This is a genomic window from Metalysinibacillus jejuensis, from assembly GCF_003057615.1.
Taxonomy (GTDB): Bacteria; Bacillota; Bacilli; order Bacillales_A; family Planococcaceae; genus Metalysinibacillus; species Metalysinibacillus jejuensis.
Map to the genome: position 1 here is coordinate 1 of NZ_QAFW01000035.1, position 23,941 is coordinate 23,941.

The window sequence follows — 23,941 nt, forward strand, 5'->3', positions numbered from 1 at the left end:
AGAACGCTGGGCAATTGAATCCTTTTTTCGTTGGATCAAGCAGAACTTAAATGTGCCTGTTTTATTTGGCACAACTGAAAACGCCGTGTTTAACCAATTGTTCGCGGCTTTAATTGCCTACGTATTACTCAAGTTTTTACAAACGGAAGGACACAAGAAAAAGCACTGTAAACGCTTATCTTTCGCTGGTTTTAAACGCCAGTTTATTTGTGATACCTTGCCGATTGAATGGCGGATTGGACTCAAAGAAATAGTCGAATTCCACCGCGAACTTTATCAAATAGATATTGGATGATTTTGGTTAATCAACACGTGTGGTAGATTACAAAAGTTTTGAATGTTTTCGATGGAACGCCGTGTGAGGTGAAAGTCTCATGCACGGTGTGAAGTGGGGGAAAAGCTAGAGATAACTTCAAAGGCTTACCTATCACTATACGGTATTACAAGCACTACGGTATTAATGACAGCATTACTAGATTTAGGGGCAAATGTAGATTACGTAATTCCTAATCGCTTCACACATGGTTATGGGCCAAATGCAGAGTTATTCCGTCAAGCGCATGAGGATGGTGTAGATTTACTTATTACAGTAGATAATGGCATATCAGGTGTGGAGCAAGTAAAAGTAGCGCGTGAGCTTGGTTTAGCCGTTATTATTACAGATCACCATGAGCCAGGCGATATACTACCTGATGCTGATGTGATTGTACACCCTCGTATTCCTCTAGGGCATTACCCATTTGGTGAGTTAGCAGGCGTAGGTGTAGCATTTAAGTTAGCTTATGCATTATATGAGGAGTTTCCCGCGCATTTAGTTGGCTTAGTAGCACTTGGCACAGTAGCAGATTTAGTACCATTAGTAGACGAAAACCGCTGGCTCGTACAACAAGGGATTAAGCAGTTACAACATAGCTCAAGTTATTGGATAAAGGCGCTATGTGAGGTAACTGCAACAGCCCAGTCAACGATAAATGAAGAAAAACTTGCCTTTTATTTTGCGCCCCGTTTAAATGCGGTAGGACGCTTACAGGATGCTGCACCAGGTGTTGATTTTTTATTAAGCGAAACGATGGAGCAGGCAACGCATGGCGCGACATTATTAGAGACATGTAATAAAGAACGTAAAAAAATCGTAGATACGATTACTGAGCAGGCAATAGCGCAGGTTGCTGCTACTGATCGTGTTATCGTAGTGGCAGGCGAGGGCTGGAATGCAGGCGTTGTAGGTATTGTTGCCTCACGTATTGTCGAACGTTTTTACCGCCCAACTATTGTGCTTGGTATTGATAAAGATAAAGGCATCGCCAAGGGTTCTGCACGTAGTATAGAAGGCTTTCATTTATATAATGAGCTGGCTAAAAATAAAGCGATTGTACCGCACTTTGGGGGGCATCCCATGGCAGCAGGTATGACACTGCCTATTGAAAATGTCGATGCATTGCGCCAAGCTTTAAACGAGCAAGCAACTACGCTTACTGTAGAGCAATTGACACCGACTGTAGCGATTGATGTGGCGCTTACGTTAGATGAAATATCAGTAGAGGCCATAGAAGAAGTGGCAAAACTCGGTCCATTTGGTACGGATTTTCCTAAACCGCTTTATGCACTAGAAGGTGTAGAAGTAAAAGAGATGCGTAAAATTGGTGCCAATCAACAACACTTAAAATTAACATTAGCGAGTGAGGGTGGCGTATTAGATGCCATTGGTTTTAATGAGGCAGACATGTATGATGCTATTACGTATGGTACGCCGATTTCCTTTGCGGGAGACTTGCAAATTAATGAATGGCAAGGTAAGAAGAAGCCACAGTTTTTACTGCGTGATATGCAAGTAAATACATGGCAGCTATTTGATGTGCGTGGTATTCGTCAAGTAGGTAGATGGTTGTCGAGTATACCAGCAGGAGCGGCATACATTGCGTTTACAGAAGTGACCCGTCAGTATTTTTCTACGTTTATTAACAAACCGATTTATTTAATAGATGAGGTGCAGGCGCCAGCTATAGATATGGTATTGTTAGATGTACCGACGGATGCTAACGTCTTAAGTGAGCTTGTGAGCAGTCATAAGCCGCAACGTATTTATGCTCATTTCCATACGGAAGCTAACGGCTTTTCACGTTTACCTACCCGAGAAGATTTTGGGTGGTATTATAAATTTTTAGCCAAACGCCCGGCTTTTGCTCTTCAACAACATATCGAACAATTAGCTGCACATAAAGGATGGGCCGTAACGACGATTAAATTTATGACGAGGGTGTTTTTTGAACTAGGTTTTGTTAAAATAGACAATGAACGGATTACGGTCGTACTCGATGCGCCAAAAGCGCCATTAGAAAGTGCACCATCCTATCAACAACGTTCGGCAGAGCTTATGCTTGCAAAGCAATTTGTATATGCGCCTTATGCGCAATTAAAGCAATGGTTTGACGAACGATTATAAGTGATTGACTGCTGAGGAGGAAACAGCGAGATGAATTTGAAAGACTATGTAACAGTAGTAGATGGCTGGCCGAAAGAAGGCATTAGCTTCAAGGATATTACGACTGTTATGGATAATGGTAAAGTATATAAATACGCAACTGACCAAATTGTTGACTATGCCCGCGAAAAAGGCGCAGAGTTAATCGTCGGTCCTGAAGCACGTGGTTTTATTATGGGTTGCCCTGTAGCGTATGCGCTTGAAGTGGGCTTTGCACCAGTGCGTAAGGAAGGTAAATTACCGCGTGAGGTCATCCGTGCAGAGTACGGCTTAGAGTACGGCACAGACGTGTTAACAATGCATAAAGACGCAGTGTCACCAGGACAAAAAGTATTAATCGTCGATGATTTACTAGCGACTGGCGGTACAGTAGAAGCTACTGTGCGCTTAATTGAGGCACAAGGCGGCATTGTAGTTGGCTGTGCATTTTTAATTGAGTTAGAAGATTTAAAAGGTCGCGAAAAAATTGCGGGTTATGATATTAAAACGTTAATTCAATACGATTGCTAATCGACAAGGCTGTGCTTAGGCATAGCCTTGTTTTTTATGCGGGCATGGGCTTTACAATTACCCTGTAAGTTCTATACAATGGAGGGTAACGATAAAGTCTGAAAATACAGAAGAGAACAAGGTGAATGAATATGGCAAAAGAGCAAATAATGACACCCGAAGATGTCTTTAGTAAAGTCCAGTCGTATATGAATGAAGAAAACGTGGCATTCGTGAAAAAAGCATATGAAGTGGCAAGAGATGCCCATAAAGAACAATTCCGTAGCTCTGGTGAACCGTATATTATTCACCCTGTGCAAGTGGCGGGTATTTTAGCTGATTTACAAATGGATCCAGCTACTGTAGCCGCGGGTTTTTTACACGATGTTGTAGAAGATACTGAAGTAACGAGAGATGATCTTGTCAACATTTTTAGCGAAGAAGTTGCGCTACTCGTAGATGGCGTAACGAAGCTTGGTAAAATTAAATATTTGTCTAAAGAGGAGCAACAAGCAGAGAACCATCGTAAAATGTTTATTGCGATGGCTCAAGACATTCGCGTTATTTTAATTAAGCTCGCTGACCGTTTGCACAATATGCGGACATTGAAACATTTACCAGCAGAAAAGCAGCGCCGTATTTCTAAAGAAACGCTAGAAATCTTTGCGCCGCTTGCCCACCGTTTAGGGATTTCTACAGTTAAATGGGAGTTAGAGGATACCGCGTTACGTTACCTTAACCCACAGCAGTATTACCGTATTGTTAGCCTAATGAAGAAAAAGCGTACAGAGCGCGAGGCGTATTTAGATAATATTGTAGAAGAAATTAAATCACAATTAACAGAAGTAGATATTGATGCAGATATTTACGGTCGCCCAAAACATATTTATAGCATTTATCGCAAAATGGTATTGCAAGATAAACAATTTAATGAAATTTATGATTTATTAGCAGTGCGTATTTTAGTGGATAGCATTAAAGATTGCTATGCCGTATTAGGAATTGTCCATACGTTATGGAAGCCGATGCCAGGTCGCTTTAAAGATTATATTGCGATGCCTAAGCAAAATCTTTATCAATCGCTACACACTACAGTAATTGGCCCGTACGGTGATCCGTTAGAAGTGCAAATTCGTACGAAAGAAATGCATAAAATTGCAGAGTACGGTATTGCGGCACACTGGGCATACAAAGAAGGCAAGACGGTAGATACTGAACATCAAAATGTTGACCAAAAGCTCACATGGTTCCGCGAAATTTTAGAGTTCCAAAATGAGTCTTCTAACGCAGAAGAATTTATGGAATCCTTAAAGTTCGATTTATTTTCAGATATGGTATACGTCTTTACGCCAAATGGTGATGTTATTGAGTTACCTGCAGGCTCTGTGCCAATTGACTTTGCTTATCGCGTACACTCAGAAGTAGGTAACCGTACGATTGGTGCGAAAGTGAACGGTAAAATGGTACCGTTAGACACACCGCTAAAAACGGGTGATATTATTGAAATATTAACGTCTAAGCAATCGTTTGGTCCAAGCCGTGACTGGTTAAAACTTGCGCAGTCTTCACAAGCAAAAAATAAAATTAAACAATATTTTAAAAAGCATGTGCGTGAGGAAAGTATCGTTAAAGGTAAAGACATGATTGAGAAAGAAATTAAAGCACAAGGCTTTGATGCAAAAGAAATTATGGCTACTGAAAACTTAAAGCGTGTGTGTGATAAATTAAATTATACGAATGCAGAAGATTTATTTGCAGCGGTCGGGGTTAATGGTATTACCGCGCTGCAAGTCGTAAATCGTTTAGCTGATCGTATTCGTAAAGAGCGCGAGCAAGAAGAAGCGCTAGAAAAAATCGAAAAGAAAATGAAAAACCCAACGCCACAAAAAACAACAGAGTCAGGGGTTATCGTGAAAGGCATTGACAATATGTTAATTCGCTTATCACGCTGTTGTACACCAGTACCAGGCGACGAAATTGTAGGGTTTATTACGAAAGGACGCGGTGTATCTGTACACCGTGCAGACTGCCCAAATGTTACGCATGAAGAGACTGAACGTTTAATTGATGTCGCTTGGGAAGATGCGTTAACACCTACGCGTAAAGAATATCCGGTAGATATTGAGATTTCAGCGTATGACCGTCCGGGTATTTTAAATGAAGTTATGCATACGGTGAGTGAAGCGAAAACGAATATTTTAGCGGTTAGTGGTAAGGCAGATCGTGATAAGGTCGCGACCATTCACTTAAAAATTTCGATTTCTGACTTAATACATTTACAACGCATCGTAGAAAAAATTAAACAAATTCCTGATATTTACACTGTTCAACGTGTTATTAATTAAGTGAGGTTGTTGTATGAAGATAGTAATTCAGCGTAGTAAAGCCGCTTCTGTCACAGTAGACAAAGCGGTAATTGGCGAGATTGAAAAAGGGTTAGTGTTACTCGTAGGCATTACCCATGAGGATACAGCAGAGGACGTAGCCTATGCCGCTCGTAAAATTGCGGCTATGCGCATTTTTGAAGATGCAGAAGGTAAGATGAATGAAGATATTCGTACGTACGGGGGTGCGATTTTATCTATTTCGCAGTTTACCTTGTATGCGAGTACAAAAAAAGGTAACCGCCCAAGCTTTACAGGTGCGGCACGCCCAGAGCTAGCTGAGCCGCTATGGCAAGCGCTAAACGATGCGCTTCGTGCTGAGGGCTTAACTGTTGAAACAGGGAGCTTTGGTGCCATGATGGATGTCAAACTTATTAATGATGGCCCTGTAACTATTATTTTAGATACAAAAGATAAGTAATTCAGTCGAAATGACGTTCTATCATTCACTATTAATAGAGAATAATAAAAAACGAACGGTATGGAAGCTTCACATGAAGTTTCGAAATACCGTTCGTTTTTTGTATCATATTAATGGCCGAAATACTGCAAAATACCATTATAAATTCCGAGTGTTGCCTGCTCTCTAAACTGAGCGGAGGTAATGAGTTGTTCCTCACTAGGGTTTGTTAGGAAACCGAGTTCAATGAGCACAGCTTCTTGACGATTTTCGCGTATCACATAGTAGTTACCTGGTTGTACACCTCGGTCATTTAAACTAATTTTTTGCATTAAATTTTCGTGGATGGCCATTGCTAAGTTCACTTGATTTTCATGGAAATAGTAAGTGGTAGAACCTGTCACAGCACTATTTTCATTGGCATCATAGTGCAAGCTAATAAAGGCATCGGCATTAATTTGATGACCAAGGCTAACGCGCTTGCGTAGCGTGACATATTCGTCGGCTTCTCGTGTTAAGACAATAGTAGCACCAGCAGCTTGTAGTTTAGCCGATAGTAAAGCTGCAGTTTTAAGTGTTACGTCTTTTTCATCAGTGCCGCGGTAACCTGTCGTGCCTCTATCTTGCCCGCCATGACCAGGGTCAATGACAATGGTTTTACCACTCAGCACACCTTGTTGACCAGAACTATGCACATTAATATTTTCCTGTTGCGTTTGACCGTCTGTTGATACGACCCAATTCGCAACAAAGCCTGTCATATCTTGCAGCTGAATTTCATACCAATCGCCTGCTACCCCGATGATTGGGTACTTTTCGCCTGCGTGGATACGTGCAATAACGTCACCGTTTGTATCAGCTGTTGCACGTACATTCGTTTCATTGTAAATGACAGTGGTGTAGTTTTGCTCGCTCGCTTGCTGGGTTGCAGCTTGACTAAATGAACCGTAGAAACTATACAACCAGGCGGTATTTTTACCGTCTAATGAAATTTCAACCCAATTATCTTGTTGATTAAGTACAGTAAACTGTTCACCGTAGCGCGCAACACCTATTTCAGTAGCGTCGAGATTTGGCGCATTACGCATGCGGAGTGCATCAACTGTTACAGTAAAAGTAGCGTTATTTGGCGCTGTGTCGACAGTGGCATCGCCTGCTTTAATCGCGACGTATTCTTTAGCTACCCAACCTTTTTGATTTTGCCACTGGATTTGTACCCAGTCATCTTGCTCTTGGAGGAGCGGCACTTGGTCGCCTGTGTAAAGCTGTGCTAAAATAGGCGCTGAAAAATTAGGCTCCATCCGTACATTTAGTTTATCTGCTTGTGAAACGACAGTTTGAGCTTTTGGTGTAGCATTTTTCGGTGTGGCAACTAGCCAATTCGCAAGCCAACCCTCATAGCTCTTTGTTTTTACTTTAATCCAATCACCGCTATGTTCAACTGTAGTAAGTGCTGTGCCACTTTTTAGCGTAGTCAATACCGGATAGGATAGACCAGGTCCTTCACGCAAGTTAACATCAGCGCTCCCTACTTGCAAATCGTGGTTAGCTGCTTGAACGGGTGGGATGCTGGTAAAGAGAAGTAATAAAATAAAAAAGATTTTTTGATAGTTCTTTGCCATGTCTTCCCTCCTTATATCGTTATTATAGTACCATAAACAAAGTGTTGTCATCGACTGAAGCGATAACTTATTCAAAATGCTCAGACAAACAGTTGACAAGCTGCTGTTTTGTGATTAACATGAACTATATTGAATAGTTAAAACTAATGATAGAACGAGTAGTGATACCACTATTGGCTAGAGAGAAAAAGACATGGGCTGCAATCTTTTTCACAAAAATGTATCATGAAAAACACTCTTGAAGTTCTTTAATGAAATGTAGTAGTTAAAGACGGTTACGAGCCGTTAGTCGTTTGAGGTGGGCAAACTTTTTGCCAACTAGGGTGGAACCGCGGAAGCTATTAGCTCTCGTCCCTTGCGTAATGCAAGTGGCGAGGGCTTTTTTTATTTTAAGGAGGTCATGGAGATGAGTTTTAAAGTACCAAGAGGCACGCAAGATATTTTACCTGGCGAGTCAGCAAAGTGGCAACGCGTAGAAGAAATCATTCGCGATTTATGTCGTGTTTATCGCTACGATGAAATTCGTACACCAATGTTTGAAAGCACAGAGCTATTTACACGTTCAGTGGGTGAGACAACAGATGTTGTCCAAAAGGAAATGTATACGTTTGAAGACCGCGGTGGCAGATCGTTAACCTTACGTCCAGAAGGCACAGCAGCCGTTGTTCGTTCATATGTAGAGCACAAAATGTTTGGCTCACCTGATCAGCCTGTAAAATTATCTTATGTTGGACCAATGTTCCGCTATGAGCGCCAACAGGCAGGTCGCTATCGTCAATTTGTACAATTTGGTGTAGAAGCAATTGGTAGTGATGATCCAGCAATTGATGCAGAAGTTATTTCATTAGCTATGGATGTTTATGAGCAAGCAGGTCTTACGGATATTAAGCTTGTCATTAATTCACTAGGTGACAAGGAAACTCGCGACAATCACCGCGCAGCCTTAGTGGCACATTTTGAGCCAGCGATTGGTGAGTTTTGTAGCGACTGTCAGTCACGTTTAGCAAAAAATCCATTACGTATTTTAGATTGTAAAAAGGATCACGCGCATCCTCTAATGGCTACAGCACCAAAGTTAACAGATTATTTAACAGAAAGTGCAGCAGCTTACTTCGCAGATGTCAAAATGTATTTAGATACATTAGGTATTGCGTATGAAGTAGATCCAAACCTTGTGCGTGGCCTAGATTACTATAACCACACAGCATTCGAAATTATGTCAACAGCAAGTGGCTTTGGCGCTATTACAACGCTTTGTGGCGGTGGTCGTTATAATGGCTTAACGAAAGAAATTGGTGGACCAGATGCAGCAGGCATTGGTTTTGCGATGAGCATTGAGCGTTTATTATTAGCGCTTGAAGCAGAAGGTAAGTCACTCGATTTACACAATGCGCTTGATGTATACATCGTAGCAATGGACGAAGCGGCTAAAGTTAAAGCCGTGGAGTTAGCGAGCACTTTCCGTACGAAGGGCATTGCAGCAGAAATTGATTATGCACAGCGTAAAATGAAAGCACAAATGAAAGCGGCAGACCGTCTACAAGCTAAATTTGTTCTTATTTTAGGTGAAACAGAATTACAACAGCAAGTAGCGGCGGTAAAAGAAATGGCAACAGGCGAGCAACAAGCTGTTGCATTTAGTGACCTTGTAACGTATTTACAAGATAAATTAGGAGGACAAGCATAATGGCAAAACGTACACATACATGTGGTTTATTATCAGAAGCGCAAACGGGTGAAAAGGTAGTATTAAAAGGATGGGTGCAACGTCGCCGTGACTTAGGTGGTTTAATCTTTATTGATTTACGTGACCGCGAAGGTATCGTACAAATCGTTGTTAACCCAGAAACAGCGCCTGAAGCTTTAGCAATTGCTGAAACGGTGCGTAGTGAGTATGTAGTAGAAGTGACAGGTGAAGTTGTATTACGTGATGCCTCACAAGTAAACAACAATGTAGCAACTGGTAAAATTGAAGTAATCGCTTCGGAGTTAGTTATTATTAACACAGCAAAAACACCACCATTCGCGATTGAAGACCGCACGGATGTTTCAGAAGAATTACGCTTAAAATACCGTTACCTAGACTTGCGTCGCCCTGCGATGTACGAAACGTTAAAAATGCGTTCAGACGTTACACGTACGATTCGTAACTTCTTACAAACAGAAGGCTTCTTAGAAGTAGAGACGCCAATTTTAACAAAATCTACACCAGAAGGCGCGCGTGATTACTTAGTGCCATCACGTGTGCATGAGGGTGAATTTTATGCCTTACCACAATCACCACAATTATTTAAACAATTATTAATGGTGTCAGGCTTCGAAAAATACTTCCAAATTGCGCGTTGTTTCCGTGATGAAGACTTACGTGCTGACCGTCAGCCAGAGTTTACACAAGTCGATATCGAAACAAGCTTCATGTCAATGGATGAAGTTATCGAAACAAACGAACGTATGATGCAAGCGGTAATGAAAGAAGTAAAAGGTATTGATATAACTGTGCCATTCCCACGTATGCCATACCAAGAGGCGATGGCTCGTTTTGGTTCTGATAAACCAGACGTGCGCTTTGGTTTAGAGCTCGTACAACTATCAGAAGTCGTGAAAGACTCTAGCTTTAAAGTATTTGCTTCAGCAGTAGAAAACGGCGGCGAAGTAAAAGGTATTAATGTTAAGGGTGCGGCAGCTAACTATTCGCGTAAAGACATTGATGCATTAGGTGAGTTTGCAGGCGTTTACGGTGCTAAAGGTTTAGCTTGGTTAAAAGTTACAGAAGAAGGCTTAAATGGTCCAATCGCAAAATTCTTTGAGGGCGAAGCAGCAACAGCATTAATCGAAGCACTTGACGGTGAAGCGGGTGACTTATTGTTATTCGTAGCAGATAAAAAGAATGTAGTAGCCGATGCACTTGGCGCACTACGCTTAAAATTAGGTAAAGAACTTGAGTTAATTGATGAGTCACAATTTGCCTTCTTATGGGTAGTAGACTGGCCATTGCTTGAGTATGATGCGGAAGCTCGTCGCTATACAGCAGCGCATCACCCATTCACACGTCCATTTGAAGAAGACGTAGCGTTAATGGATACAGACCCTGCTAGCGTGCGCGCCCAAGCTTACGATATTGTGTTAAATGGTTATGAGCTTGGCGGCGGTTCACTGCGTATTTACGAAAAAGAGCTACAACAAAAAATGTTTAAACTACTTGGCTTTACAGAAGAAGAAGCAAAAGAACAATTTGGTTTCTTATTAGATGCTTTTGAATACGGTGTACCACCACACGCTGGTTTAGCGCTTGGCTTAGACCGTTTAATTATGTTATTAGCAGGTCGCACAAACTTACGTGACACAATTGCATTCCCTAAAACAGCTTCAGCAAGCTGCCTATTAACGGATGCACCAAGTGAAGTTGCACCAGCACAACTTGCAGACCTTCACATTCGTTTACGTTAAACAGTTAACAGCGTTCGCACTTTTGCGAGCGCTTTTTTTGTTTAAAGTACAATTAATTGACTTATGTAATTTTTATGATAGTATTGTAAGTAATTAAATCCTGGGCTATACGTTATGATTTATTTTTGATTGACCGACACTAATAACTAGGAAACTTTAATGGCAATTACAAAAATAAGCCTTTTAAACGGAAGGACATTTGCGTAATTGATGCGAGTATCCACCTTCACATAGAAGGGTTCAATCAACTTTAAGCGACGGTAGCTCTGGGATTTTTTATTTACTTTTAATACATAGCTTGATACTCGGTTTTTTGTTGTGTATAATGCGCTCATACAATAAAAAAGTGAGGCGTTACAAATGTTACACCAATTTTCAAGAAATGAGTTAGCCATTGGTAAAGAAGGTATTCGCACGTTGCAACAAACGACAGTAGCCATTTTAGGTATTGGCGGTGTCGGTTCTTTTGCGGCAGAAGCTTGTGCTCGTTCAGGCGTAGGTAAAATTATTTTAGTAGATAAAGATAATGTGGACATTACGAATGTCAATCGACAGCTCGTTGCCTACTTATCTACAGTAGGCAAATCAAAATCTGCGGTAATGAAAGAACGCATTGCGGACATTAATCCTGCTTGTGAAGTAATCGATATGCATATGTTTTATACGGATGAAACATACGAGCAATTTTTTGCTCAAAACATTGACTATGTAATTGATGCGTCGGATACCGTAATGTATAAAATTCATGTTATGAAAGAATGTTTACGTCGTAATATCCCAATTATTTCGAGCATGGGAGCAGCGAATAAACTCGATCCTACACGTTTTCAAATTGCCGATATTTCAAAAACTCATACGGATCCTTTAGCAAAAGTAATACGTACAAAGTTACGCAAAGAAGGTATTACGAAAGGTGTCACAGTAGTATTTTCGGATGAGAGTCCAATTGTAGTGCGAGAGGATGTAGTAGCTGAAGTAGGCAATGAGCAATCGACAGTTCGTAAAGCCCAATTGCCTCCATCATCGAATGCTTTTGTACCGTCAGTTGCGGGACTTATTGCAGCAAGCTGGGTGATCAACCAAATTATTAAAGATATCGAAGTACATCGTGTAAATGATGCGAAATAGCTTTTGTAATCTGTCACAAAATTGCTACAAATGACTAAAATTACGTTCCTTTATACACAAACCCTAAATTTTATTACTATTATTGTTATACTTTGCGTAACCGCAAAAGGTTGAACAAAGGTAGGGAATAAATAAAAGGGAGTGTTAGATATGGCGATTAAAAAAACTAAAGGTGATTTATTAGATGTGATGTCGTTGCAAGAGCAAATTGACCAAGTAGTGTTTGATTATTTCGATACATCTGTACGACATGAAATTGCACACGAGCAATTAATGAAGTTATTTACAGAAGTGCGTACGTACTTTACAGACTACTTGGCTAAAAATGATGGTGTGCTACCTGCTGCTTCTACCTATTGGCATATGTTTGTCAGCTGTGCATCGCAATTAAGCTATTTTTTAGCGATTACAACGTTAACGACGGCGAAGCAACCACAAGACACTGCACTAGCCCTTGAGTATGCGACGTTAGCCGTGCAAATATTACCACATTTAAAAACAGAAGACGATGAGTTAATGGTTGAAGAAATGAAACAACAGTTTACTGTGTTAATTGAAGATAAAGATAAAAAGGAACAGTTAGTAGGGGCACTAACTAATGAACGTAATGATGTAGGCACGAGTATGCGACTTTTAGCAGATTACATGGCACAGCATACTGTTATATAATAACAGTGTAAAACTGCAAAAGGAGGGTAAAGAGATGGCAACAACGTTAGCACATACTGTAATTGCTGAGATTTCACAAGGCGATTACGGCGTTATCGTGTCTAATGAGCAAGATAACGAAGCGTTCGCACAACGATTTTTACCAGCCTTTACCACGGATGAGCAATTAGCCTCGCCTTTTTGTTCGCCGTATGTAGCTATTATTATGCGTGATATTTGGCTAATTTATTACTACGGCAGAGATCAAGTAATTGTAAATCAAAAAAATACGATGATTCACTCTGTTCGTTATGCATTACTACAGGCCATTACGTCTGACAGCGCCATTGAAAATTTAGAGAAGGCGTGCAAAAATGAAGCGGATCGAGCGTTTATTTACGCGGCAATTACTGTCCATCATTTAATGCATTGGCTGAAGGCGTATGTATTGCAAGTCGATCACCTTGATGAAGACTATCAGTTGGTACAATCGATTAAAATGCAGAAGTATCATGAAGTATACGAAGAATTAGCTAGCGCTATTACGCCATTACCGAGACACTGGGTAGTAGCGCAAGCAAATGTTGTAAAAGCGATTCATCAGTCGCTAGCACAAGAAGAAAAGTTGTTTTCAAGTGTCATGAAAGATGTTGCTACGCATTGTGCAAGCGTGCCTGTCGGTGCTACTGTAGCAATGACGGCATCTTTAGTACACACTAAATAAGCAGAAAAAGCGCTATGACAAAAAATTGTCATGGCGCTTTTTGATTTTGTTAAGATTTAGGCTGTGATTTTTGTTGTAATCCTTGATAAATTTTTGCGAAACGCTGTTCTTCACCTGCGATGACAGGCTCGTAAAAATGTAAGTTTTCAATCGCTTCAGGCAAATATTGTTGCGCTACCCAGCCGCCAAATGTGCCAAGTGGGGTGTTATGCGGGTAAAGGTAATCGACATGCCCTAGCTTTGCAGCACCTTCGTAGTGGCTATCGCGCAAGTGTTTAGGAATATCGCCTACATGCCCACTATGAATAGCGTGTGTTGCTTTATCAATCGCTTTATAGGCGGAGTTTGATTTGCTTGATAAACACATGGCGATTACAGCATTCGCTAGTGGGATGCGCGCTTCTGGCATGCCGAGTCGTTCAGCGGCTTGCACACATGCGATAACTTGCGGGCCAATCGCTAAATTGGCTAAGCCGATATCTTCATACGCCATAACGACCAAGCGACGGTTAACCGCTACGATATCGCCTATTTCTAACAGGTGAGCTAAGTAATAAAGTGCAGCATCTGTATCGCTACCTCGCACAGATTTTTGTAAGGCGGATAGCAAATTATAAAAGTGTGAGCCTTTATTATCACCGTAAACACCGATGCGTTGACTGAGATGTTCAATCGCTTCATCTGTCGCCACTGTGACACCGTCTATGACATCACCAGCATAAAAAACAGACTCTAACAATGTTAAGGCGCGCCTTGCATCACCATTAGCCGCTACTGCAAGTTTATCGCACTGTTCCTCCGTAATAGTAAAGGCTTCTTGACCTAGGCCGCGCTTTTTATCGTGCAGTGCACGTTCTAGTAATTGTTTACTATCTTCTGTAGTTAAGCGGCTAAGCTCTACAATGTCACCGCAACGCGAACGAATGGCAGGGTTGACGCTATGAAAAGGGTTTTCGGTAGTTGCCCCAATTAAAATAATTTTACCGTTTTCTACGTGGGGAAGTAATGCATCCTGTTGTAGTTTAGTGAAGCGGTGGATCTCATCTAAAAATAAAATAACTTGACCATAATAGTCCGCTTCATTCACGACATGGGCCACGTCTTTTTTCGTAGATGTGGTTGCATTTAATGGATAGAAAGGTAACTTAGCAGTGCCAGCAATTGCAGTAGCCAGCGAAGTTTTCCCTGTGCCTGGCTCGCCGAACAATAGCATAGAAGGCACATGCCCATTGTGAATCATTTTATAAAGGGCGGTAGACTTCCCGATAATGGCATCTTGACCGACAATATCATCAAGCGTGGTAGGTCGCATGCGAAAGGCAAGTGGTTCACTCATTTTAACAACCTCCAATCTGTAATTATTGTAGCATAAGCGCTTATCTCACACTTGTAAACGCACAGATATGTTATACTATGGCTATATTTTTAACTAATAGTAAGAGGTGTTAACATGAAGATTTCGACGAAAGGACGTTACGGCTTAACGATTATGATTGAGTTAGCCAAAAACTACGGGGACGGTCCAACCCCATTACGAAAAATTGCGACTGATAAAGATTTATCAGAAGCTTATTTAGAACAACTCATTTCGCCACTGCGCAATGCAGGCTTAGTAAAAAGTGTACGAGGCGCTTACGGTGGCTATTTATTAGCTTATCCTCCTGCGGAAATTTCTGCAGCGGACGTTATTCGTGTATTAGAAGGGCCTATCCAGCCAGTAGAAGGCATTGAAGATGAGGAAGCACCTCAACGTGAATTGTGGTCGCGCATTCGTGATGCAGTAAAAAATGTATTAGATACAACAACGATTGAAGACTTAGCTAATCATGTAGAGCGTACAGAAGATGGCTATATGTTTTATATTTAAAGGAGCATTACAATGACAATTTATTTAGATTATGCGGCAACTTCTCCGATGCACCCAGAAGTAATTGCGCAAATGGTAGAGGCCATGACAATCTACGGTAACCCGTCGAGCGTACACCAAATCGGTAGACAAGCGAGAAAAGCAGTAGATGAAGCACGCGTAAGTATCGCAAAGTCGATTGGTGCTAAAGATACTGAAATTATATTTACTAGTGGTGGTACGGAAGCAGACAACACCGCTATTTTCGGTGTAGCGTATGCACAACAACATAAAGGCAAGCATATTATTACGACACAAATTGAACACCACGCTGTACTTCATGCGTGTGAAAAATTAGAAAAAGAAGGCTTTGACATTACCTACTTACCAGTAGATAGTACAGGGCGTGTATGTGTAACAGACGTGCAAAAAGCTTTGCGTGAAGATACCATTTTAGTAACGATTATGTTAGCTAATAACGAAGTAGGTACAATTCAACCTATCGCTGAAATTGGTCAGTTACTCGCTACACATTCTGCCATTTTTCATACGGATGCGGTACAAGCTTACGGCGTACTACCGATTGATGTAGAAGCGTTAGGCGTGGACTATTTAAGCGTATCTGCACATAAAATTGGCGGACCTAAAGGCATTGGCTTTTTATATCAACGTAGCAAAGCGCCTTTTAAACCGTTATTACATGGTGGTCAACAAGAGCGTATGCGTCGTGCCTCTACAGAAAATGTGCCGGCTATTATAGCGTTTGCGACTGCGGTAACTGTAAAGAAAACCGTCCAGTACGAAACATTTAAAAAGCGTATGGAAGAAATTTGGCAAAATAACGGCATTATGTACCGCGTAAATGGTGTACAAACATTACCACAAATTTTTAATGTAAGTTTTGTAGGCACAGATGTTGAAGCAATGCTCGTTAATTTAGATATGGCAGGGATTTGTGTATCGAGTGGGTCGGCTTGTACAGCGGGAGCTATTGACCCTTCACACGTATTAGTTGCAATGTACGGAGAAGGTGCACCAGAGCTGCGCAATGCCATCCGTTTTAGTTTTGGTTTTGCAACAACAATAGAAGAGATCGAACAAACAGCTACTACGGTAGCACAAATTGTATCGCGTCTCGTGAATTTATAGAAAAAGGTGAAAGATATGGCAATGAAAGATCCGTCGCAAACACGTGTCGTTATCGGAATGTCGGGCGGTGTAGACTCGTCTGTAGCGGCGCTTTTATTAAAGCAACAAGGGTATGAAGTTATCGGCATTTTTATGAAAAACTGGGATGATACAGATGAATCAGGCGTGTGTACGGCTACTGAAGACTATGAAGATGTCATTAAAGTATGTAATCAAATCGGTATTCCGTATTACGCGGTTAACTTTGAGAAGCAATACTGGGATAAAGTGTTTACGTATTTCCTAGAAGAGTATAAAGCAGGGCGCACGCCAAACCCTGATGTAATGTGCAATAAAGAAATTAAATTTAAAGCGTTTTTAGCGCATGCTAAAAGTTTAGGTGCCGATTATGTGGCAACAGGGCATTATGCACGCGTGCGACATGACGAAACGGGTAGCACGATGCTACGCGGTGTAGATAACAATAAAGATCAAACATATTTCCTTAACCAATTGTCGCAAGCACAACTTGAACATGTGCTATTTCCTATTGGCGAAATGGAGAAAAAAGAAGTGCGCAAAATTGCTGAAGCAGCAGGTTTAGCGACAGCGAAGAAAAAAGACTCTACCGGTATTTGTTTTATCGGTGAGCGTAACTTCAAAGAATTTTTAAGCAATTATTTACCAGCGCAACCAGGCAATATGGAGACGATGGAAGGCGAAATAAAAGGGCAACATGACGGTTTAATGTATTATACATTAGGTCAACGTCACGGCCTAGGTATTGGCGGCGATGGTGAGCCTTGGTTTGTATTAGGCAAAGATCTTGAACGCAATGTTTTATTAGTTGGACAAGGCTTCCACCACGATGCTGTGTACTCAACTTCACTCATTGCTACACAAATGAACTTTACAACACCAAAACAAATACCACAGCAATTTGCATGTACGGCTAAATTCCGCTATCGTCAAGAAGATTCACCGGTAACGGTAAAGTTACTTGAGAACAATCGTGCGGAGATTACATTTGAGGCGCCTGTACGTGCGATTACACCAGGGCAAGCAGTCGTTTTATATGACGGTGAAGTATGTTTAGGTGGCGGCACGATTGATGAAGTGTTTAAAAATGGTGAAAAATTAACATATGTAGGGTAAGGTGACAACAATGATTGTAAATTATAATGAAATTGGCATCGAAGCCTTTCAAAATAAACAGTACGAGGAAGCTGCACAAGCATTTAACGATGCGATTGAGGCTAATCCAGAAGAAGCAGTAGGCTATATTAATTTTGGTAATTTACTCGCTGTCCTAAATGATACGGAACGTGCGGAGCGCTTTTTTCAAAAGGCCATTACACTAGATGATCAAGCAGCAACCGCTTATTACGGTTTAGCAAATTTATATTATAATAACGAACGTTATAGTGAAGCGGCAACTTTATATCAAAAAGCGATTGAATATCAGTTAGAAGGCGCTGATGCTTTTTATATGTTGGCAAAATGCTTAGAGCATCAAGAAAATTATAAATTTGCCTTACCATATATGCAACGTGCAGCTGAGTTAGCACCGCATGACAGTCAAATTCGCTTGTCTTATGGTATTTTACTTTGTACATTAGAAATGTTTGAGCAAGCAGAGCCGGAGCTACTTGCTGTAACCGCTATGGACAAAGAAAATGCAGATGCCCATTATAATTTAGGTGTGTTATATGCTGTATCCACACAAAATACTGAAGCGGCATTGCATCATTTACAATGTGCATTAGACATTGCGCCAGCATTTGAACAAGCGCAATTTATTTACGATTTAGTACAACAACGTATACAATAGTAAGCAGCAAGGAAAAAGGAGAAATCGCCTGCGATTTCTCCTTCTTTTTATGCGGTAATAATAGCGTTAAGCTGATAGCGTGTATTAAATTCGTTAACAAACTCGATTAAATCAATCGTAACGCAAATATAAGATTCAGTTTCATAAGCTTGTAATAAACCACAAGTAGCTTTTAATGACTTAGAAAACTCGAGTAACATTTGCTCGTTATCAAGTTGTACTTGAATTTCTTTAGCATTATCAAACGTATTTACTTTAAAGTATTTACCGTCAATAATGCGTTCAAGGTTTGTTTCTTTAAATGGGAACACTAAATCTTTGTAAACTAAATTCATTGAAATATCCACCTTTGCTTTCTTTAATGCTAGTATAATTATAGCATTGTTTTAAGAAAAAAGAATAATCAGACAGATTTGCGGATGAAAAGCGCAAATACTAGAAAGAATTTGTGCATGTTAGAATATTGTAGGAGGTCATGCGTAGTGAATTTTATTGAAGGAGAAGTGAAGCGTGTCGTCTTTCATAATGAAGAAACTTTATATACGGTATTAAGTGTTCGAGTTACGGATACCGATGTGCCTTCCATTTCACGTAAGCAAGACTTAACGGTTGTCGGTAGCTTTTTAGCCATTGAAGCTGAAGAAATGTATCGTTTTACAGGTTACGCCAAAACGCACCCACGTTATGGTGATCAATTTGCAGCTGACACATTTGAAAAGTTACTGCCTACTTCACGTTTAAGTTTAGTGCGTTATTTATCGAGTGATTTATTTCCTGGCATTGGCATTAAAACTGCCGAAAGTATTATTAATCACGTAGGAGATAATACGTTACAGCGTATTTTACAAGATGGCACGGTGCTTGATCGTGTGCCGCGTTTAACGGACGAAAAAAAAGAGATGATTATTGCTAATGTCCAAGAAAATATCGGCGTATCTCATATTTTATTGAAACTTCAGGAGTATGGTATCGGTAATAAAGATAGCATTAAAATTTATGAAACGTACCGCGCAGATACGTTAGCAACAGTTGAAGCAAATCCTTACCAAATGATTTATGACGTCAAAGGGATTGGTTTTGACAAAGCAGATAAAATGGGAAAAGCATTGGGATTTGAACATGAAGATGAGCGTCGTATTGAAGCGGCAATTATGGCGGGACTGCTTGAAGCGACAAATACTGAGCATATTTACGCCGAGGCTTCCGAAATCGTAGAGCGTGCACAACAACTTGCGAAAGTACAAGATCACTCCGCGTTTAGTGATGCGCTTCATCGTCTCGTCGATAACGGTGCATTATGTCAAGAGGAGACGCGCGTATATCCACCTGGTTTATACTATGCAGAAGTAGGCATCGCTCATAAAATAATTTCTTTATTAATAGACAACGAAATGGCGCCCCCATTCGTCAAAAGTGATGTGTATGCTGCAATAGGTGAAGTGGAAGAGAAACTACAAGTTGCTTATGCTACTACACAAGCTGAAGCGATTGCTACCGCTATGGCTTCAGCTTTAATGATTTTAACAGGCGGCCCGGGTACAGGGAAAACGACGGTAGTGCGCGGTATTGTAGAAGTGTATGCGGCGATGCATGATTTATCGTTAGACCCTGCGCACTATGCGGCAAAAAGTGAGGCTTTTCCGATTGTCCTTGCAGCTCCTACAGGTCGTGCGGCGAAACGTTTAGCTGAATCTACCGGTTTACCGGCGATGACGATTCATCGTTTACTCGGTTTTACTGGGCAAGAAGAAGAGGAGGGAAGCGAGCGAGCAATTACAGGCAAATTATTAATTATTGATGAGTTTTCAATGGTTGATACGTGGTTAGCTTATCAGTTATTAAAAGCGCTGCCAGAAGATATTCAAGTTATTTTTGTAGGCGATGAAGACCAACTCCCTTCCGTCGGCCCCGGTCAAGTGTTGCGCGATTTACTACAAAGCAAGCAAGTACCTGTTATTGAGCTAACAGAAGTATTTCGTCAAGCGAGCCATTCTTCCATCATTCGTATGGCACATGAAATTAAACAAGGAGCGGTACCTACAAATATTATGGAGAAAACGGCTGATCGCTCCTTCATACCAGCGGCTACACCAGACGTAGCTGATCGTGTGACCCGCATTATTAAAAGAGCGATAGCGACAGGACAATCGATTGAAGATATCCAAGTGCTAGCGCCTATTTACCGAGGATTAGCAGGTATTGATCACTTAAACAAAGAAATACAAGCGGTCGTAAATCCTCGTACGACCCAAAAGCCAAAAGAAGTGGTTTACGGTGATACGACATATCGTATAGGGGATAAGGTGCTCCAGCTTGTAAATCAGCCAGAAAGCAATGTGTTTAACGGAGATATGGGACGGGTGACACATATTATTTTAGCGAAAGAGAGCGCGGATAAAAAAGAGCAAATGATTGTCTCGTTTAGCGGAATAGAAGTAACGTATGAACGCGCTGATTTAAACCAGTTAACGCTCGCCTATTGTTGTTCGGTGCATAAAGCCCAAGGTTCAGAGTTTGCGACGGTTATCATGCCAGTCGTTAATGATTATTATCGCATGCTCAATCGCAATATTTTATATACGGGCATTACACGTGCACAGCGATATTTAATTTTATGCGGCGATCCGAGTGCTTTTGACCGAGGGTTACGTCGTGCTGATACACTTGCTCGTCGCACGAGTTTAACAGCTCGCTTAGCTATTATTGACGAAGCGACTGCACAAGTAGTTGAAACGTCTGAAGAAACGAGCTTACAAGCGGTCAATTATCAACATATTTCGCCGATGATAGGTATGGAAGGCATTACACCTTATGATTATATGGATAATGAGTAAAGGAGAGGAAAAGATATGCAACGATGGTTAACAGCTTTACTACTACTTACACTTGTTACGTTAACAGCTTTATCGGCAGAAGCAGCAAAGCCGATAATCGAAATTACGGATGATGTGCCTGTCTATGACAATCGTACAGGTCAACTAGTCGAAGTAGGATATTTAGTAAAAGGTGAGACGTTTACGATAGTGGAAGATTACGGAAAAAACTGGTGGAAAATTCGCTGGGATGATTATTATGGTTTTGTGGCAAAAAATCGTACAGCTGTAGTGAATGGAGTAACTTATCGTAACGCTACAAAACGAGCACCTGTACAACAGCAACTCACCGCCTTGCAAGATAGCAAAGTAATGGATAATCAAACAGAGCCTGGGGTGTTGCGTCCTTTCGCTATCATAAAGCAAGGACAAAAATATGCAAGTATGCGTAAGATGGGTAACTGGTACGGAGTTGAAATGAATGGTCGCTTAGGTTTTATTCATGCTTCCAATGTAGAAGTTACAACACCGGCAAAGCCACCCATAGCAAAACCTACAAATAAAACAGGCTATACAACAGCTTATACGGAAGTCGTAGATTTTAGACGTGACAAACCTGCAAGTGTCATGTATTTATATGCTAATACACCAATACAATATGTAGATGATCCAGGGGATGCTCACTTTAACACACATGTAAAAGTAAAGTGGGGTGATGCTTTTGTTTATGTGTCACGTAAAGCCATTAAAGAACAAAATGTGGCGCCAACACGTTTTACAACACGCTCGCCAAACGGTAAATTTATTATACCTTATAATTCTCAGCGTAATCACATCTATACAAATGAAAGTGGTAAGCTAGTCGCTTACGCACACTTGAATACGAATCAACGTTTCCCGCTTATTCGTACAGAAGGTAAGTGGTATGTTACGGTAATTGCAGGACGAGAAGGTTATATTCATGAAAGTCATGCAGCACTCGATCGCGGGGTACCTGTATTAATGTACCATCATGTTTTGCCAGAACGTGACTTAGGTTTCTTTAAACATAAAAGCACAACTGTGACGAGCGATCAATTTGCTGCTGAAATGGCTTACTTAAAATCACAAAATTATGAGACAGTGACGCTTACAGATTTTCGTCGATACTTAAAGCGAGAAATTACATTGCCAGCGAACGCATTAGTGCTTACATTTGATGATGGCCTACTCTCGACCCGTGAATATGCGTATCCTGTACTGAAAAAATATAATTTCAAAGCAGCGCAATTTTTAATTACTGCACGTAATGATAGTGCTAACCCTGCACAAGTGTTTAGTCCTACCGTATTACAAACATTATCGTGGCAAGATGTAAATCGTATGGGTGATGTCTTTTCTTTTGAAGGTCACACGCATAATTTACACAATATTATCGGATCAACGAGCCAAGTACTTATGGTGTCCAACAACCAGCTCGCTACCGACTTACAAAATAATATTACACGTTTACCTAAGGGACCACGCGCATTTGCCTATCCATTCGGGCAGTTTAATGCTACGACCGTACAACTCGTAAAAAATGCAGGCTTTGATTTAGCATTTACTACACGAGAAGGTTATAACTCTCCTTATGAAAATCCTTATTACATTAAACGTGTATCATCTAATCAAAGTGTTACATTAGAACAGTATAAGCGTATGGTGCGACCATATTAATTATATTGAAATAAAAAAAGCTACCGTCATCTACAGGCGGTAGCTTTTTCTTATCCTACTAAATGATGTTTAACTACTTCGTAAGCTTGGCATACATTAGCGAATTGCGTCATATCTTCATCGGCAATCATTAATGATGCGATTTCGTATAAGTTTGCTTCTTTAGCTTCTGTCATATCAGCCATTAATTGTGCTTCCATTTGAGCAACATAGTTTTTGATTTGTGCGTTCATTTATAAAAACTCCTTATGTGAATGTTTTATCAATCTGTTATATCTAAATAACATGATAACGCAAACTATGAGAAAAAACGAATGATACTGTACCACTGTGACAGTTCGTTCACATGATTGTGACATAGAAATGAACAACGTCAGAATGTTGTGTTTGAGAACGTTTTCTTAGAAATTGACTGAATAATTGTTGAAATCACATAAATGCTGTAATGATGAAATGTGTCATTTGCGTTACAATTTTTATTCGCTAAACAGTAATACAGTATGCTATTATAGTCACAAGTCGATAAAAAATTTGAAAGAGTGAAATAATTTTATGGCGGAAATTAATGTCCATCGTATTTTACCGATGGCAAAGCGATTTTTAGCGAAAGTTGTAGCGCCGGGGGATGTTGTAATTGATGCTACAGCGGGCAATGGCAATGAAACGTATTACTTAGCAGGTCTTGTAGGTGAGCAAGGTAAAGTTTATGCCTTTGATATTCAGCAACAAGCACTAACTGCGACAGCGCAAAAATTAGGTGCGCGCCAAATACAAGTAGCGCTCATTCATGATGGCCATCAAAATGTCCATCAATATGTGCAAGAAGTTGTAGCGGCTGCAACGTTTAACGGCTTTCCGAAAGAAGTCTCCCATCCTCAAGGAATGTGAAGGTGCGAATAGCACCAGAATAGCACCAATGAGTAGGTGGGAGATGAATTTCGGTTGGCTTTAGCCAACGTTATTTTTCTAAGCCTTTTCGCAATAATTCGAGAATAGTTGCTGTTCTTGTAGACAGTCCGTTTTCTTCTTGGTATTTATCTAATTTCTCGATAATTGATTTAGGCATACGAATTTCTACACGTTCTTTATTATCTTTCAAAATTATCACCTCTCACTTGATTGTACGGTATTTCTACGATACAATCAATATATACGATATTATTCCGTACAAAGCGAGGTGAATTGATATGACTAAACAAAACAAAGCTTTCAAATTCCGTTTACTACCAAACAGAGAACAGGCAGTATTATTAGCCAAAACATTTGGTTGTGTTCGTCTTGTCTACAATAAGATGCTTGCG

The 23,941-nt window shown here is 40.6% G+C and carries 23 protein-coding genes, 1 other RNA gene and 1 other annotated feature; of the genes, 19 read left to right on the forward strand and 5 right to left on the reverse strand.

Annotated elements, in window-relative coordinates:
• The 5 genes from DDE80_RS10345 to dtd all read left to right on the forward strand — a co-directional run.
• Positions 1 to 295: transposase (locus DDE80_RS10345; RefSeq protein WP_153060893.1), on the forward strand; the 295-nt coding region annotated here is incomplete at its 5' end.
• 93 nt (positions 296 to 388) lie between these two features.
• Entirely contained in the window at positions 389 to 2,443 is a 2,055-nt protein-coding gene (recJ, locus tag DDE80_RS10350; protein ID WP_235612316.1) for a single-stranded-DNA-specific exonuclease RecJ, read from the forward strand.
• Between the two features lie 30 nt (positions 2,444 to 2,473).
• Positions 2,474 to 2,992, forward strand: coding sequence for an adenine phosphoribosyltransferase (locus DDE80_RS10355; RefSeq protein ID WP_108307567.1), 519 nt, complete (start codon positions 2,474 to 2,476; stop codon positions 2,990 to 2,992).
• Positions 2,993 to 3,123: 131 nt separating this feature from the next.
• Entirely contained in the window at positions 3,124 to 5,316 is a 2,193-nt protein-coding gene (locus DDE80_RS10360; protein ID WP_108307585.1) for a RelA/SpoT family protein, read from the forward strand.
• Between the two features lie 13 nt (positions 5,317 to 5,329).
• Positions 5,330 to 5,776, forward strand: a complete 447-nt coding sequence (gene dtd, locus DDE80_RS10365; RefSeq protein ID WP_108307568.1) for a D-aminoacyl-tRNA deacylase — start codon at positions 5,330 to 5,332, stop codon at positions 5,774 to 5,776.
• Between the two features lie 110 nt (positions 5,777 to 5,886).
• Here the strand turns inward: dtd and DDE80_RS10370 are convergent, their stop codons facing one another.
• Positions 5,887 to 7,377, reverse strand: a complete 1,491-nt coding sequence (locus tag DDE80_RS10370) for an N-acetylmuramoyl-L-alanine amidase family protein (RefSeq protein ID WP_108307569.1) — start codon at positions 7,375 to 7,377, stop codon at positions 5,887 to 5,889.
• Positions 7,378 to 7,514: 137 nt separating this feature from the next.
• Positions 7,515 to 7,736, forward strand: a binding site (T-box leader).
• A 47-nt stretch (positions 7,737 to 7,783) separates the two neighbouring features.
• Here DDE80_RS10370 and hisS point away from each other — a divergent pair.
• The 6 genes from hisS (at position 7,784) to DDE80_RS10400 (ending at position 13,324) form a co-directional block, all read left to right on the forward strand.
• Complete coding sequence (hisS, locus tag DDE80_RS10375; RefSeq protein ID WP_108307570.1) at positions 7,784 to 9,064, forward strand: histidine--tRNA ligase; 1,281 nt, start codon at positions 7,784 to 7,786, stop codon at positions 9,062 to 9,064.
• Complete coding sequence (gene aspS / locus DDE80_RS10380) at positions 9,064 to 10,824, forward strand: aspartate--tRNA ligase (RefSeq protein WP_108307571.1); 1,761 nt, start codon at positions 9,064 to 9,066, stop codon at positions 10,822 to 10,824. The genes hisS and aspS overlap by 1 nt, the downstream gene beginning before the upstream one ends.
• A 94-nt stretch (positions 10,825 to 10,918) precedes the next feature.
• Positions 10,919 to 11,101: non-coding RNA, 6S RNA (ssrS, locus tag DDE80_RS10385), on the forward strand.
• A gap of 83 nt (positions 11,102 to 11,184) precedes the next feature.
• Complete coding sequence (locus DDE80_RS10390; RefSeq protein WP_108307572.1) at positions 11,185 to 11,952, forward strand: tRNA threonylcarbamoyladenosine dehydratase; 768 nt, start codon at positions 11,185 to 11,187, stop codon at positions 11,950 to 11,952.
• Positions 11,953 to 12,102: 150 nt separating this feature from the next.
• Entirely contained in the window at positions 12,103 to 12,621 is a 519-nt protein-coding gene (locus DDE80_RS10395; protein WP_108307573.1) for a hypothetical protein, read from the forward strand.
• A gap of 34 nt (positions 12,622 to 12,655) precedes the next feature.
• Positions 12,656 to 13,324, forward strand: a complete 669-nt coding sequence (locus tag DDE80_RS10400) for a hypothetical protein (RefSeq protein ID WP_108307574.1) — start codon at positions 12,656 to 12,658, stop codon at positions 13,322 to 13,324.
• Between the two features lie 49 nt (positions 13,325 to 13,373).
• Here DDE80_RS10400 and DDE80_RS10405 read toward each other — a convergent pair whose 3' ends face one another.
• Positions 13,374 to 14,660, reverse strand: coding sequence for a replication-associated recombination protein A (locus tag DDE80_RS10405; RefSeq protein WP_108307575.1), 1,287 nt, complete (start codon positions 14,658 to 14,660; stop codon positions 13,374 to 13,376).
• A 114-nt stretch (positions 14,661 to 14,774) separates the two neighbouring features.
• Between DDE80_RS10405 and cymR the strand changes: the two genes are divergently transcribed.
• The 4 genes from cymR to DDE80_RS10425 are packed head-to-tail and all read left to right on the forward strand — an operon-like array spanning position 14,775 to position 18,129.
• The gene (gene cymR / locus DDE80_RS10410) at positions 14,775 to 15,191 is read left to right on the forward strand and encodes a cysteine metabolism transcriptional regulator CymR (protein ID WP_108307576.1); all 417 of its coding nucleotides are present in this window, start codon (positions 14,775 to 14,777) and stop codon (positions 15,189 to 15,191) included.
• 12 nt (positions 15,192 to 15,203) lie between these two features.
• Positions 15,204 to 16,319 carry a cysteine desulfurase family protein gene (locus DDE80_RS10415; RefSeq protein ID WP_108307577.1) on the forward strand — a complete coding sequence of 372 codons (1,116 nt, stop codon included), beginning with the start codon at positions 15,204 to 15,206 and terminating at the stop codon, positions 16,317 to 16,319.
• Positions 16,320 to 16,334: 15 nt separating this feature from the next.
• Positions 16,335 to 17,453: a tRNA 2-thiouridine(34) synthase MnmA gene (gene mnmA / locus DDE80_RS10420; RefSeq protein ID WP_108307578.1), complete on the forward strand. Its 1,119-nt coding sequence runs from the start codon at positions 16,335 to 16,337 to the stop codon at positions 17,451 to 17,453.
• 10 nt (positions 17,454 to 17,463) lie between these two features.
• Positions 17,464 to 18,129: a tetratricopeptide repeat protein gene (locus tag DDE80_RS10425; RefSeq protein ID WP_108307579.1), complete on the forward strand. Its 666-nt coding sequence runs from the start codon at positions 17,464 to 17,466 to the stop codon at positions 18,127 to 18,129.
• A 47-nt stretch (positions 18,130 to 18,176) separates the two neighbouring features.
• On the opposite strand, the gene DDE80_RS10430 is transcribed toward DDE80_RS10425, so the two are convergent.
• Entirely contained in the window at positions 18,177 to 18,464 is a 288-nt protein-coding gene (locus DDE80_RS10430) for a hypothetical protein (protein ID WP_108307580.1), read from the reverse strand.
• A gap of 147 nt (positions 18,465 to 18,611) precedes the next feature.
• On the opposite strand from DDE80_RS10430, the gene recD2 reads away from it, so the two are divergent.
• Both recD2 and DDE80_RS10440 read left to right on the forward strand, forming a co-directional pair.
• The gene (gene recD2 / locus DDE80_RS10435; protein WP_235612317.1) at positions 18,612 to 20,963 is read left to right on the forward strand and encodes an SF1B family DNA helicase RecD2; all 2,352 of its coding nucleotides are present in this window, start codon (positions 18,612 to 18,614) and stop codon (positions 20,961 to 20,963) included.
• 15 nt (positions 20,964 to 20,978) lie between these two features.
• Positions 20,979 to 22,640: a polysaccharide deacetylase family protein gene (locus tag DDE80_RS10440; protein WP_108307582.1), complete on the forward strand. Its 1,662-nt coding sequence runs from the start codon at positions 20,979 to 20,981 to the stop codon at positions 22,638 to 22,640.
• Between the two features lie 50 nt (positions 22,641 to 22,690).
• On the opposite strand, the gene DDE80_RS10445 is transcribed toward DDE80_RS10440, so the two are convergent.
• The gene (locus DDE80_RS10445) at positions 22,691 to 22,873 is read right to left on the reverse strand and encodes a hypothetical protein (RefSeq protein WP_108307583.1); all 183 of its coding nucleotides are present in this window, start codon (positions 22,871 to 22,873) and stop codon (positions 22,691 to 22,693) included.
• Between the two features lie 319 nt (positions 22,874 to 23,192).
• On the opposite strand from DDE80_RS10445, the gene DDE80_RS10450 reads away from it, so the two are divergent.
• Positions 23,193 to 23,528, forward strand: a complete 336-nt coding sequence (locus DDE80_RS10450) for an MnmM family RNA methyltransferase (protein ID WP_108307584.1) — start codon at positions 23,193 to 23,195, stop codon at positions 23,526 to 23,528.
• Between the two features lie 70 nt (positions 23,529 to 23,598).
• Here DDE80_RS10450 and DDE80_RS10455 read toward each other — a convergent pair whose 3' ends face one another.
• Entirely contained in the window at positions 23,599 to 23,739 is a 141-nt protein-coding gene (locus tag DDE80_RS10455; RefSeq protein WP_108306967.1) for a ribbon-helix-helix domain-containing protein, read from the reverse strand.
• 88 nt (positions 23,740 to 23,827) lie between these two features.
• On the opposite strand from DDE80_RS10455, the gene DDE80_RS10460 reads away from it, so the two are divergent.
• A partial coding sequence (locus tag DDE80_RS10460; RefSeq protein ID WP_153060878.1) for a helix-turn-helix domain-containing protein occupies positions 23,828 to 23,941 on the forward strand: 114 nt, incomplete at its 3' end.

Excerpts from the sequence above, each read along its gene's own strand:
- DDE80_RS10355 (WP_108307567.1), top strand. The coding sequence starts at position 2,474 with ATGAATTTGAAAGACTATGTAACAGTAGTAGATGGCTGGCCGAAAGAA.
- DDE80_RS10360 (WP_108307585.1), top strand. The coding sequence starts at position 3,124 with ATGGCAAAAGAGCAAATAATGACACCCGAAGATGTCTTTAGTAAAGTC.
- dtd (WP_108307568.1), top strand. The coding sequence starts at position 5,330 with ATGAAGATAGTAATTCAGCGTAGTAAAGCCGCTTCTGTCACAGTAGAC.
- DDE80_RS10370 (WP_108307569.1), bottom strand. The coding sequence starts at position 7,377 with ATGGCAAAGAACTATCAAAAAATCTTTTTTATTTTATTACTTCTCTTT.
- hisS (WP_108307570.1), top strand. The coding sequence starts at position 7,784 with ATGAGTTTTAAAGTACCAAGAGGCACGCAAGATATTTTACCTGGCGAG.
- aspS (WP_108307571.1), top strand. The coding sequence starts at position 9,064 with ATGGCAAAACGTACACATACATGTGGTTTATTATCAGAAGCGCAAACG.
- DDE80_RS10390 (WP_108307572.1), top strand. The coding sequence starts at position 11,185 with ATGTTACACCAATTTTCAAGAAATGAGTTAGCCATTGGTAAAGAAGGT.
- DDE80_RS10395 (WP_108307573.1), top strand. The coding sequence starts at position 12,103 with ATGGCGATTAAAAAAACTAAAGGTGATTTATTAGATGTGATGTCGTTG.
- DDE80_RS10400 (WP_108307574.1), top strand. The coding sequence starts at position 12,656 with ATGGCAACAACGTTAGCACATACTGTAATTGCTGAGATTTCACAAGGC.
- DDE80_RS10405 (WP_108307575.1), bottom strand. The coding sequence starts at position 14,660 with ATGAGTGAACCACTTGCCTTTCGCATGCGACCTACCACGCTTGATGAT.
- cymR (WP_108307576.1), top strand. The coding sequence starts at position 14,775 with ATGAAGATTTCGACGAAAGGACGTTACGGCTTAACGATTATGATTGAG.
- DDE80_RS10415 (WP_108307577.1), top strand. The coding sequence starts at position 15,204 with ATGACAATTTATTTAGATTATGCGGCAACTTCTCCGATGCACCCAGAA.
- mnmA (WP_108307578.1), top strand. The coding sequence starts at position 16,335 with ATGGCAATGAAAGATCCGTCGCAAACACGTGTCGTTATCGGAATGTCG.
- DDE80_RS10425 (WP_108307579.1), top strand. The coding sequence starts at position 17,464 with ATGATTGTAAATTATAATGAAATTGGCATCGAAGCCTTTCAAAATAAA.
- DDE80_RS10430 (WP_108307580.1), bottom strand. The coding sequence starts at position 18,464 with ATGAATTTAGTTTACAAAGATTTAGTGTTCCCATTTAAAGAAACAAAC.
- DDE80_RS10440 (WP_108307582.1), top strand. The coding sequence starts at position 20,979 with ATGCAACGATGGTTAACAGCTTTACTACTACTTACACTTGTTACGTTA.
- DDE80_RS10445 (WP_108307583.1), bottom strand. The coding sequence starts at position 22,873 with ATGAACGCACAAATCAAAAACTATGTTGCTCAAATGGAAGCACAATTA.
- DDE80_RS10450 (WP_108307584.1), top strand. The coding sequence starts at position 23,193 with ATGGCGGAAATTAATGTCCATCGTATTTTACCGATGGCAAAGCGATTT.